Genomic DNA, 12,193 nt, shown 5'->3' with positions numbered 1-12,193 from the left:
CCAAACAATCCCTATCTATTGGTAAAAATAAGACAACAAAAATGAGGTATATAGATATGTACAATACCTATATATAAGTAAATACTAGATAATTTAAATAAAAAAAGAAAAGAAAACCTACTTCAGCCAACTCGCCAACGCACGTTCCGTTATCTCCCACAACTGCTCTTTCTGCACATGATTCGTGTATTTATCAGACAAGTTTTTCCGGTGGTTATTGACATACAGTTGTCCTGTCACACCAGCTTCCTTTTCGTCCAACAGTAAACCGATTGCCGTAGAAGCCCCTTTCTTGGGTTTACGGATAAAAGGACGGAAAAAAATATCCGTCAACGGATCGAACCACTTGTGCATAGTGATGATATCAGTAGAAACAATTCCCGGATCCGCAGCATTGACGCTAATCCCTTTCTCTCGAAGTTGCTCGGAAAGTTCGAAAGTAAACAATAATAAAGCCAGCTTCGTGTTACTGTAAACAGGAATCCTCCAAAACGTTCCCGTTTTCCCTCTATGAAAGAAATCCGGGAAGTCGAGCTTGCCGATTGCGTATGTACAGGAAACCATATTTACGATACGCGCTCCACGCACCATCAGCGGAATTAATTTCCGGGTAAGCAGATAAGGTCCCATGTAGTTCACACTTACCGTTCGTTCGAATCCTTCGGAAGTAGTATGAAAACCTGTCTCCATCGTTCCGGCATTATTCATTAACAAAGAGATGGGAAGATTCCTTTCTAAGATCTGACTGGCAAAAGCAACTACGGATTGCATGGAAGATAAGTCAATAGCCATAACCTCCAAATCCGGGTTTCCGGTTTCCTTGCTCAAACATTCACGAACAACCTCCGCTTTCTTCGGATGATAACAAGCCATAATGATTCGATAACCGGCTTTGGCTACGGCACGTGTTATTTCTGTTCCCATTCCTCCGTCCGCACCGGTGATGATTGCCCATTTCATTTCACTCATTTTTTCTCCAGTTTATCAATTTCCTTTTGTAAAGAGGAAGGTAATTGTTCTTTCAAATGTTGATGACAAGCCATTTCTATCGTATACATACGTCCTATGCAATAATTACTGTGTCCACAGTTGCAGCGTGCTTGTTCTTCCTGTTTCATCCGGTTCACGAACCCCGGTTCGTTGAGCAAAGCTCTCGCCATCTGCACGGCATCAAAACCGGAATCGAGCACTTCATCTATTTTCTGACGGGAAACAAGACCACCGACATAAATCAACGGCGCATCCGGAAGAGCCGCACGGAATTTCAGTGCATCTTCAAGGAAATAAGCCTCTTTGAAGGGTACAGAGGGGATCATCCATTTGCCAAACATACGGACTCCGTATTTCAGCCACCAACAATTCATATAGTAAGACATCGAACGAATCGGCATGGCCCCTCTCATTACATACATCGGCGCTTTGCTGACAAAACCACCACTCAACACCAATCCATGAGCGCCAAGTTCCAACAGACGTTTGGCCACTTGTATGGATTCGTCTATCTCCATTCCTCCTTTGAAGCCGTCGCGCATATTCATTTTTACGAAAACTGCCATATCATTGCCCGCCGCTTTCATCACTTCTTCCATCACCATATCCATAAAACGCATCCGGTTTTCGAGCGAACCGCCATATTCATCTTTCCGATGATTGGTGTAGGGAGACAGGAATTGACTAATCAAATAGCCGTGCCCCGCATGTACTTCAACGGCGTCAAACCCGGCTTTCCTCGCCAGATTGACTGCATTTCCATACGCTTTCGCCATTTCCGGAAGCTCCTCTTTTTCCATTCCACGCACAAACGTAGGAGAATAGAGGTTGAAGCCTGAAGATGCGGATATAGGAGTGACACCACATATATTTTTATGGGACATATTTCCACAATGCCCGATTTGTATACCTACTGCGGCACCTTCATCGTGCACGGCTTTTGTCAGTTCATGTAAACGGGGAATAATGGACGGACGCAACCACAATTGACGGTCGAAAGAAAGTCCGCTTTGTGTCACGGCAGCATAAGCCACTGTTGTCATACCCACTCCCCCCGCAGCTACCGACCGATGGTAATCCAGCAACATCTGCGTGGGAGTATTCTCCGGACACATGCTCTCAAAAGCTGCCGAACGGATCGTTCGATTCCGCAGCGTCAAAGGGCCAAAGGTGACCGGGCTAAAAAGTTTAGATTCCATAGTAGTTGATATTTTATTTAAGTCATACGTAAATCATGATGAAAAACGCCCCTAATAAAGGAAAGGGAACACTCGTTTCCGTTCTCCCACTGCGTCTCCGAATTCTTCGCGGTAACGGCACCAAATAGCGTTGGCACGGGGAACAAGGTTAGCAATCGTCCACCAAAGGAAGACCAGGCCGGAAAGTGAACAAGTGAGTATCGCCCAACCTGCCCATTCTACTATCTCACCGAAATAGTTGGCGGAAGTGACATAACGGTACATTCCTTTTTGAGGCAGATAATGCCGGGTGTCTCCCGGTTTGCGCAAATGTCGGATGATATAATCCGACTGCCAGTTCAACAGCATACCTGCGAAAAAGAACAATGTGCCGAAAATAAACCACGGTGAAGTGAACCAGCCGGCTTGATACATCGTTTCGGGAGCAAGATAGAAAATCCATTTCCCTTGCATATAGCCATTCAGCAAATTAAAAAGAACTCCCATCGACATGATTGCCAGTGGCATCTTACTTTTCCCTTTCAATAGCAAAGGGAAGATGAAAGCACGCTGAAAATAGTGAATTTGAAAGAAGAGGAAGAAAGTGAAAATCACCGGCTCGAACCGACGTTCGGAATAGATCCACATCACGCACATCACCACGAAAACCGGAGCTTCCATCAATATCCAGGCTAGTTTATTGGAGATAGCTACGCCCCACGATGCTGTGCGGAAAATACCATATCCGGCTTTCACAAAGTAAAGGGCGATAAAAACAAACAAAGCAATCAGGCTCATCACCCCCAGAAACAGATTAAAAGTATCTATACTCATACCGATCTATTTTGTAACACGCAAAAATAACAAAAATGAGATAAACGACGATACAAAAAATAGAAAGAATCTGAAGTACATTCTTTTACGAACATAAAAAAGGAGAAAATATAAAATTTCCCGGATGCGCTTCTGAAATGATCGGGCACACATCCGGGATTACTTATCTATTCAATAAAAGGATTGGTTCTTATCAGCGTTTCTTAATTGGGATATAAGCCAAATCATCAAGTACATTTTTATAAGCCGGGCGGATAATCCGTTTACCGTCGAAAGTCAATTCTTCATTGCGGTGTGCACACCAGCCTACGATACGTGCCATGGCAAACAGTGGAGTGAAGATTTCCTGCGGCAAACCGATCATTTCATACACGAAGCCCGAATAGAAGTCGATATTGCTGGACACTGTCTTTCCGTTGTTTTTAACCCGTCCGAAAGTAGCGATGGCACGTTCTTCCAACAGTTCGAGGAAAGCAAATTCGCTTTCTCTGCCTTTTTCACGGGCAAGGTCGCGAGCCAGTTCTTTCAATAGAAGAGCACGAGGGTCGGAGATGGTATAAACGGCATGTCCGATACCATAGATCAATCCGGTTTTGTTATACACTTCTTTGTTCAACATTCGGGTGTAGTAAGTGTCTATCTCATCTACACTTGTCCAGTCTTTGATATTTTCCTTCAGGTGCTGGAACATGTCAGCAACCTGAATATTGGCACCTCCGTGAAGCGGACCTTTCAGCGAACCGATACCTGCGGCGATGGCCGAATAAGTATCTGTTCCGGTAGAAGAAGTAACGCGAACGGTGAAAGTAGAGTTATTACCACCACCGTGCTCCGCCTGAAGAATCAATAACAAATCGAGGGTGCGTGCATCCAGTTCGGTATAGTCTTTTTTCAGCATATACAGGAAATTCTCGGCAATAGAGAGCTTTTCCTGCGGATGGCGGATATGCAGAGAACGTCCGAAAGTAGCATGACGAAGCATATTATAAGCATAAGCGATGATAGTGGGGAACTTTGAAATCAGTTCAATACTCTGACGCATCAGGTTATCCCGGGAGGTATCATCCGCATTTGCGTCAAAACGATACATTTCGAGTACGCTGCGTGAAAGAATATTCATGATGTTGTTTCCTTCCAACTCGATGATGTTCATTTTCGTTTTCTGTTCCAACGGCATATTGTCGTTAATCAACTCACGGAAAGAAAGTAGTTCTTCTTTATCCGGCAGACGTCCGGAAAGCAATAGGTAAGCCACTTCTTCGAAGCCAAAGCGTTTCTCTTTGATTATAGCGTGAGAAATATCTTCTACATCATAACCGCGATAGAACAGTTTTCCCGGTATGGGTTTCAGTCCACCACCCGGAACACGTTCATATCCTACTACATTACCGATTCTGGTTAAACCTACCAATACACCTGTGCCGTCTTCATTACGCAATCCGCGCTTCACATCAAACTTGGAGAACAATTCTGTATCAATCCGGGTAGCTTCCTTCATTTCCTCGGAAAGCTTGTAAATCAAGTACTCTTTTTTCATCTTTCTTCGTTTTTTATTCGTTACTTTTGTTTTTCAATTCTTTCCACGATCTCACGAGTGAAAGCGGAAGTAGAGAGGGAGGTTCCATTCGGCATAAAACGGGCTAAATCGTGTGTAGCACGAGCGTCCAAGAAGCTTTGTTCCAAGGCTTTCTCTATCAGAGCAGCCGCTTCTTTCCAGTCAAAATATTCGAGCATCATTACTGCCGAAAGGATAATAGAACAAGGGTTCACCACATCTTTTCCCGCAATATTGGGGGCTGTTCCGTGAGTCGCTTCAAAGATGGCATGACCTGTCTGGTAGTTGATATTTGCTCCCGGAGCGATGCCGATACCGCCTACCGTGGCCGCCAGTTGGTCGGAAACATAGTCTCCGTTGAGGTTTAAGGTGGCTATCACGGAATATTCTTCGGGAATCAGGAGTGTATTTTGCAAGAAAGCATCTGCAATGCAATCTTTTATCACCAGTCTGCCATCTGCCAAAGCATCGCCAAATTCACGTTGCGCCAGTTCGTAGCCCCATTTTTTGAAACCACCTTCGGTAAACTTCATGATATTCCCTTTATGCACCAGCGTTACGGAAGGCAAATGATGGTCGAGCGCATACTGGCAGGCAGCACGTACAAGACGCTCCGTGCCCTCACGTGATACAGGTTTCACACCGAAAGAAGAGGTTCTCGGGAAACGGACTTTTGTCACCCCCATTTCGTCTTTCAGGAATTGATAGAACTTTTCAGCCTCCGGAGTTCCGGCTTCCCATTCGATACCTGCATAAATATCTTCCGTATTTTCACGGAACACACACATGTTCACTTTTTCCGGTGATTTGACAGGCGACTGTACTCCCTGATACCAACGAACCGGACGAAGACAGACGTATAAATCAAGTGTCTGACGCAGTGCTACATTCAACGAACGGATTCCACCTCCGACAGGAGTTGTCAACGGGCCTTTGATTCCTACTAGGTATTCCTGAAAGGTTTCCATTGTTTCATCCGGCAACCAGGAACCAGTCGCGTTGAAGGCACGTTCTCCCGCCAACACTTCTTTCCATTCGATACGACGTTTGCCACCGTATGCTTTCCGGATAGCTGCGTCCACTACGGCTTGCATGGCAGGAGTCACTTCAGCTCCTACTCCATCGCCGGTAATATAAGGTACGGTAGGCACATCGGGCACCAGCAACGTACCATCTGTTTGCATGGTTATTTTGCTCATTTTTTATCTTGCATTTAAGGCAGAACCGGCACGAAACCAGGCTATCTGCTGTTCATTATAGGTATGTTGCACTTCAAAACTTTCTTTCGTTCCGTCTTCGTGATGAAGAATAATCATCAGATTGCGCCCCGGTGCGAAATGGACTAAGCCTGATACGGACAGAAGATCGTGTTCCCGAATTTTATCATAGTCTGCTTTATCTACAAAAGTAAGAGCAAGCATTCCTTGTTTTTTCAGATTTGTTTCGTGGATACGGGCAAAACTCTTAGCCAAAATGACACGTACATTGAGGAAGCGTGGTTCCATGGCTGCATGTTCACGGCTGGAACCTTCTCCATAATTCTCTTCGGCAACAACAATAGACGGAATACCTTCGGATTTATACATCTTTGCCGTACCGGAAACTGTTCCATAAGTATTTGTCGAACGATTCCAAACACGGTTCGTTTCACCATTGAAAGCATTGACAGCTCCCATCAGCATATTGTCGGAAATATTCTCCAAATGTCCCCGGAAACGAAGCCACGGACCTGCCATAGAGATATGGTCGGTAGTACATTTTCCCTGTGCTTTAATCAATAAAGGCATGTTCAGCAAGTCCTGTCCGTCCCATGCCGGGAAAGGAGTCAGAAGCTGGAGACGTTGGGAATCCGGTTTTACCCTGATTTCCGTTTTTGCTCCGTGCGGAGCAATATACCCTTCATTTCCCTGTTCAAAACCTTTCAAAGGAAGTTCATCTCCTACAGGCTCGGAGAGTTTCACTTTTTCTCCGTTATGATTCACCAGTCTGTCTTTCAACGGGTTGAAACAGAGATCGCCGGCTATTGTTAACGCCATCGTTAGTTCCGGAGAAGCTACAAATGCATAGGTGTTGGGATTACCGTCAGCGCGTTTGGCAAAATTACGATTGAAAGAGGTGACGATTGAGTTCTTTCGTGTCGGATCGTCCGTCTCACGTTTCCACTGACCGATACAAGGTCCACAAGCATTTGCCATAATCGTGGCTCCCAGCCGTTCAAAAGCCTCAATCATACCGTCTCTTTCGGCAGTAGCCCGAATTTGCTCCGAACCCGGATTGACGATCAGTGGAGAAGCGACGCTCAAATTCTTTTCTGTCACCTGCTTTGCCAGAGAAGCTGCACGGCTCAAATCCTGATAAGAAGAATTGGTACATGAACCTATCAAGCCCACCTCCATTTTACGGGGATAGCCGTTCAATAACACTTTTTCTGCAAATTCAGAGATGGGAGTAGCGGCATCCGGTGTAAACGGCCCGTTTATATAAGGTTCGAGTTCTGACAAGTCAATTTCAATCACACGGTCGTAATAGTTGGATGGTTCGTCGGTCACAATGTCGTCTGCACGAAGGTCTGCACCAACAGATTCAGCCCAATCGACTACACAATCTCTTCCGGTAGCTCTCAAATAAGTAGCCATGCGTCCGTCAAACGGGAATAAAGAGGTAGTAGCTCCAACTTCGGCACCCATATTGCAAATGGTAGCTTTCCCGGTAGCAGAAAGGGATTCGGTTCCGGGACCAAAATATTCGATAATAGCATTCGTTCCTCCTTTTACGGTAAGGATGCCGGCCAATTTCAGGATTACATCTTTCGGAGAGGTCCAACCGCTTAGTTTTCCGGTCAGACGAACACCGATAATCTTCGGCATTTTCAGCTCCCATTCCATTCCTGTCATCACATCCACGGCATCCGCGCCACCAACACCGATAGCCACCATGCCCAGTCCGCCTGCATTAGGCGTATGAGAGTCTGTTCCCACCATCATACCACCGGGGAAAGCATAGTTTTCGAGCACTACCTGATGGATAATTCCTGCTCCCGGTTTCCAGAAGCCAATGCCATAACGGGAAGATACATCACGGAGGAAATCGTATACTTCTTCATTAGTCAGTCTTGCCGTAGCAATATCCGCCTTTGCACCTTTATACGCCTGTATCAAGTGATCGCAATGCACTGTCGAAGGCACAGCCACCTGATCCTTACCTGCATTCATAAATTGAAGCAAAGCCATCTGCGCAGTTGCATCCTGCATAGCCACACGGTCGGGACGGAAATTCACATAATCCTCCCCCCGTTTGTAATCTTTCAAATCGGCTACATCATACAGATGAGCATACAAAATCTTCTCGGCCAACGTCAAAGGGCGTTTCAGTATAGCCCGTACGTGTTCTACCTTTCCTTTATAAGCAGCGTAGAAAGCTTCTAACATAGTCACATCATATACCATATTGCTTTTTGTTTTTTTAGTCTATCTATTAAAATAACGAACGGCGTTCGAGTAATGTTTAACAAAATGAAATATTTTTTCTACCCGGAACGAAGATTTGTTACCTTTGCGCCTATTATGAGTAATAATCCGAAAAGTCCCATTATAGATCTTCAGCAACAGCAACTCCTCCTGCGGATGGAGTATGAATATGAGAAGGAAGAATTTAAGCGGCAGACCGAAACAATGGGCGTTGCCCGTAAAGTGAAGCGCGGTCTCTGCTGGTATCCTGTCTCTCTTGGCCGAAGTTACTACAATTCGCTGAATCAGCTTGTAATAGATATTACACGGACCGAAAATAAAGAAATAGAGCATTCCTTTGAGTTCGGCCGCCCTGTTTGCTTTTTCCACCAGTCATTCGAAGGAAAAGTGAAGTATATGGATTTCATCGCTACCGTCAGCTTTGCCGACGAAGAACGAATGGTCGTTGTACTCCCCGGAGCGGGAGCTTTAGCGGAACTGCAAACTGACGGTATACTGGGGGTACAACTTTATTTTGACGAAACATCGTACCGGGCCATGTTCGAGGCACTGGAAGACACGATACGTGCCAAGGACAACCGCCTGGCGGAACTGCGTGACATTTTGTTGGGTACCCAAAAGCCGGGATTCCGCGAATTATATCCTGTCCGCTTCCCATGGCTGAACAGTACACAGGAAACAGCAGTCAACAAGGTGCTATGTACGCGTGACGTATCTATTGTTCACGGTCCTCCGGGAACCGGAAAGACAACGACTCTTGTCGAAGCGATTTACGAAACGTTACACCGGGAACCACAAGTGCTTGTCTGTGCACAAAGCAACACGGCTGTCGACTGGATTTGTGAGAAACTGGTAGATCGGGGAGTCCCCGTGCTCCGCATTGGAAATCCAACCCGGGTCAATGACAAAATGCTTTCATCCACCTATGAACGCCGGTTTGAAAGTCATCCTGCCTACCCGGAGCTTTGGGGAATCCATAAATCTATCCGCGAAATGGGTAGCCGGATGCGCCGGGGTAGTTATTCTGAACGGGAAGGAATGCGTAATCGCATGAGTCGTCTCCGCGACCGTGCCACGGAGTTGGAAATACAAATCAATGCCGATCTTTTCGACAGTGCCCGCGTGATTGCTTCTACCCTTGTCAGCAGCAACCACCGCCTGCTCAACGGACGTCGTTTTCCGACTTTATTCATCGACGAGGCTGCACAAGCCCTCGAAGCTGCCTGCTGGATCGCTATCCGCAAAGCAGACCGGGTCATCCTCGCAGGAGATCATTGTCAGCTTCCGCCGACTATCAAATGTATAGAAGCTTCCCGTGGAGGATTGGATCATACATTAATGGAAAAAGTCGTTCAACAAAAACCTTCCGCGGTCTCTCTATTAAAAGTACAGTACAGAATGCATGAAGCCATCATGCAGTTTCCCTCCGACTGGTTTTATCATGGAGAACTGGAAGCTGCTCCGGAAGTACGCTATCGGGGTATTCTTGATTTCGACACTCCCATGAATTGGATCGATACTTCAGAGATGGACTTTCACGAAGATTTTGTAGGAGAAAGCTTCGGACGCATCAATAAGCAGGAAGCCAACCTACTACTGCAAGAACTGGAAACTTACATCGAACGTATCGGCAAAAAGCGAATACTGGATGAAAGAATTGATTTCGGTCTGATTTCGCCATACAAGGCACAAGTGCAATATTTGAGAGGAAAAATAAAAGGAAGCAGCTTTTTACGCCCTTTCCGCAGCCTCATCACCGTGAATACGGTAGACGGCTTTCAGGGACAGGAGCGAGACGTTATTTTCATCAGTCTCGTACGTGCCAACGAGGACGGACAAATCGGGTTTCTAAATGACTTGCGAAGAATGAATGTAGCGATTACGCGGGCACGAATGAAACTTGTTATATTAGGAGATGCTTCCACCCTTGCCAAGCATCCTTTCTATAAAAGGTTGATGTTATTCATTAAAAAGGAGGATTAAATACTTAATCCTCCTTTTAACAAAGCACACTTTCTCCCGAAACCACACTTTTTTTAACACAAACAAAACAAACAATATTTTACATCAGTACTATTCTTAATTTTTCACCCTCAAAGATAGTCGATTATTCCAATGCACTCCAACTATTTCCACCATTTTATTTGCGGATCGCGCGTTTTTGCCCATTCTGCAAATTTAGGATATGTTTTATCAATGCGCTGATTCTCCTTTTTAAGATCTAAATTCAAAATAGAAGCGTCCAAACGAGCATCTACATGAATTGCAAACGGAAAACCATCTTTGCAAATGAAATAGGTACCATCTACATCACCACGAGAAATATCAGCTCCAGAAGGGAAACGATTATTCGCACCAGTCGTCGGCTTATGATCTGTCAGATGGACTTCTGTGGCAGAGTTGAATACTTTTATAAAAGGGTTATAAGGAGCTACCACTACTGATTTATCAAGAGTAGGGTTATTAAATTGTATGGATACCGTATATGTCTTCTCTTGAATATTCTGATTAATCATATCCTCCGCATTCACATTGGATACTCCCAATTCAGCTTTAGCATCCTTGAATAATGTTATCACATTACCTGAATAGGAAGTAATTTCATCGCCATTGATTATTACTTGGGACGCTTTACTCAAATCGAAAGGAACCTCATACGCAAACGAGTTTTTATAATTAGCTCCCGTCCAAGCCAATGTGAACTTATCAATAATATTAAGAACTTTATTATCTATATTATAATCAACACTTGACTGATATTTCATGACTACATCATTCAAGTCATAATCTCCTTGTTCAGGCCAGTTATCTTCAAAGCCAAGCACTCCTGAATAGTTTTCTGTCCCTTGTCGATCACCCGGATTAGGAACTTCCGGCACCTCAATAGCAGTAATAGGATTGGAAGATATTACAAAAGCAACGTCATTATAGTCGTTATCATTTTTCCAGTCTTCCATTGTAATCACATTCACTCTTTCACCTGCTTTATTTTTTGCTGCAAAGATTGCAGTGTGTGAGATTTTATCACTATTTAAAGATTTGGTTGAATAGAACATATTTCCATTAGCCTTGGTGTTTTTCCAACCATTATTCCAAATCAAGAAACCTATTTTTGTATTTGCCGGAATACGTTCGGGGTCCTCCTGCGGGAAATTACCAGCCTCATTTATATATTTTAAATTAACCGCAACCCCACTATAATTTCCCAAACTATTTCCATGTGCATTAGGAAATATGACACAGGCATGCTTTGTAGCCTCCTTTATTTTATCAACAGAAGCATCTTTAGGATAACAATAATAAGCAAATACACTTTGTGCAGCAGTATTTCCTCCAAAATAGTTAATAACAACATTGGCATCTTTTGTTATCAGAATATCTGCATCATCGGACACCAATGTTCCTTTATTATTCTTTCCTTCCGGGAAATATGCTGTTATATAACTCTTAAGCGTTGCATCCACATTAATTTTTTTAGAAGCATCCAGATAGTTAGGTCTACCAGTATTTACATTCCAAGTTCCTAATACATTCGGAATTACATTTGTAATAAATTTCAAAGAAGATCGTGTTTGTGCACTTCTCGTTGATGAATCCACAGCAGTAACGTCAAGAGCATTCTCAAAAGTGATCTCCGCACTGACATCCGAACCGACTATTTTAGTTTTATACAAAGTCGGCACACCAAAATCCGGAGAATAAATATAAACTTCTGAAACTGTTGTCGGGAAAGAAGCAGGCTTGATATAACGTCCTTGTATATCAGTAAATCCGGTTGCAATGTGTGAAACCCCTGCTTTCTTTATAATCTGACCGCCTTCTGCCACATAAGAAAGCGGATTTTCAGCATAAACTTCAAAATAAGCTCTAGGACATTCCTTTCCATAATCAATATTCAATTGAATATTTTTAGTAGTAGCAAAGTCGAAATAGTTATCTAAAGTAACCTCCTCTTCTTTATCTCCTGAATTAGCAGGATCATATACATCTTTCTGCAAACAGCTGGAGAAAGCAACAGAAACAACACCAATAACACATACTAATTTAGTAATGTTAATCATTCTTTTGGGCAAGTTAAAATACATCATACTTCTCGTTTATTTTATTTGATGGTGCAAATATAAACATAAACTTGCATATTTTAGTCATATTATAGATATATTTTTCTA

At 43.9% G+C, this 12,193-nt stretch carries 8 protein-coding genes; 1 reads left to right on the top strand and 7 read right to left on the bottom strand.

From position 1 onward, the window contains the following. Positions 1 to 117: 117 nt before the first annotated feature. The 6 genes from N5O98_RS22360 to N5O98_RS22335 all read right to left on the bottom strand — a co-directional run bounded on the left by N5O98_RS22360 (position 118) and on the right by N5O98_RS22335 (position 8,003). Positions 118 to 969 carry an SDR family oxidoreductase gene (locus tag N5O98_RS22360; RefSeq protein WP_022200166.1) on the bottom strand — a complete coding sequence of 284 codons (852 nt, stop codon included), beginning with the start codon at positions 967 to 969 and terminating at the stop codon, positions 118 to 120. Then, the gene (locus tag N5O98_RS22355; RefSeq protein WP_004312420.1) at positions 966 to 2,189 is read right to left on the bottom strand and encodes an NADH:flavin oxidoreductase; all 1,224 of its coding nucleotides are present in this window, start codon (positions 2,187 to 2,189) and stop codon (positions 966 to 968) included. Before N5O98_RS22355 ends, N5O98_RS22360 begins: the two co-directional genes overlap by 4 nt. A 51-nt stretch (positions 2,190 to 2,240) precedes the next feature. Further along, complete coding sequence (locus N5O98_RS22350) at positions 2,241 to 3,002, bottom strand: DUF1295 domain-containing protein (protein WP_004312419.1); 762 nt, start codon at positions 3,000 to 3,002, stop codon at positions 2,241 to 2,243. Positions 3,003 to 3,195: 193 nt separating this feature from the next. Next, entirely contained in the window at positions 3,196 to 4,539 is a 1,344-nt protein-coding gene (locus N5O98_RS22345; protein ID WP_004299485.1) for a citrate/2-methylcitrate synthase, read from the bottom strand. A 20-nt stretch (positions 4,540 to 4,559) separates the two neighbouring features. Next, positions 4,560 to 5,756, bottom strand: a complete 1,197-nt coding sequence (gene icd / locus N5O98_RS22340) for an NADP-dependent isocitrate dehydrogenase (RefSeq protein WP_004312418.1) — start codon at positions 5,754 to 5,756, stop codon at positions 4,560 to 4,562. 3 nt (positions 5,757 to 5,759) lie between these two features. After that, positions 5,760 to 8,003: an aconitate hydratase gene (locus N5O98_RS22335; protein ID WP_004312417.1), complete on the bottom strand. Its 2,244-nt coding sequence runs from the start codon at positions 8,001 to 8,003 to the stop codon at positions 5,760 to 5,762. A 66-nt stretch (positions 8,004 to 8,069) separates the two neighbouring features. Here N5O98_RS22335 and N5O98_RS22330 point away from each other — a divergent pair, with 66 nt between their 5' ends. Continuing rightward, positions 8,070 to 10,007, top strand: a complete 1,938-nt coding sequence (locus tag N5O98_RS22330; RefSeq protein WP_022200168.1) for an AAA domain-containing protein — start codon at positions 8,070 to 8,072, stop codon at positions 10,005 to 10,007. 143 nt (positions 10,008 to 10,150) lie between these two features. Here the strand turns inward: N5O98_RS22330 and N5O98_RS22325 are convergent, their stop codons facing one another. Further along, the gene (locus N5O98_RS22325) at positions 10,151 to 12,112 is read right to left on the bottom strand and encodes an LruC domain-containing protein (RefSeq protein ID WP_004312415.1); all 1,962 of its coding nucleotides are present in this window, start codon (positions 12,110 to 12,112) and stop codon (positions 10,151 to 10,153) included. Positions 12,113 to 12,193 lie beyond the last annotated feature (81 nt).

This window comes from Bacteroides sp. LFL-34, assembly GCF_027257075.1.
GTDB lineage: Bacteria > Bacteroidota > Bacteroidia > Bacteroidales > Bacteroidaceae > Bacteroides > Bacteroides ovatus.
The sequence above is the reverse complement of the archived record's forward strand: the minus strand, read 5'-3'. Positions and strand labels throughout refer to the sequence as shown.

Coding starts and splice junctions, on each gene's coding strand:
- N5O98_RS22350 (WP_004312419.1), bottom strand. CDS start 3,002: ATGAGTATAGATACTTTTAATCTGTTTCTGGGGGTGATGAGCCTGATT.
- N5O98_RS22360 (WP_022200166.1), bottom strand. CDS start 969: ATGAGTGAAATGAAATGGGCAATCATCACCGGTGCGGACGGAGGAATG.
- N5O98_RS22335 (WP_004312417.1), bottom strand. CDS start 8,003: ATGGTATATGATGTGACTATGTTAGAAGCTTTCTACGCTGCTTATAAA.
- N5O98_RS22355 (WP_004312420.1), bottom strand. CDS start 2,189: ATGGAATCTAAACTTTTTAGCCCGGTCACCTTTGGCCCTTTGACGCTG.
- N5O98_RS22325 (WP_004312415.1), bottom strand. CDS start 12,112: ATGATGTATTTTAACTTGCCCAAAAGAATGATTAACATTACTAAATTA.
- N5O98_RS22345 (WP_004299485.1), bottom strand. CDS start 4,539: ATGAAAAAAGAGTACTTGATTTACAAGCTTTCCGAGGAAATGAAGGAA.
- icd (WP_004312418.1), bottom strand. CDS start 5,756: ATGAGCAAAATAACCATGCAAACAGATGGTACGTTGCTGGTGCCCGAT.
- N5O98_RS22330 (WP_022200168.1), top strand. CDS start 8,070: ATGAAATATTTTTTCTACCCGGAACGAAGATTTGTTACCTTTGCGCCT.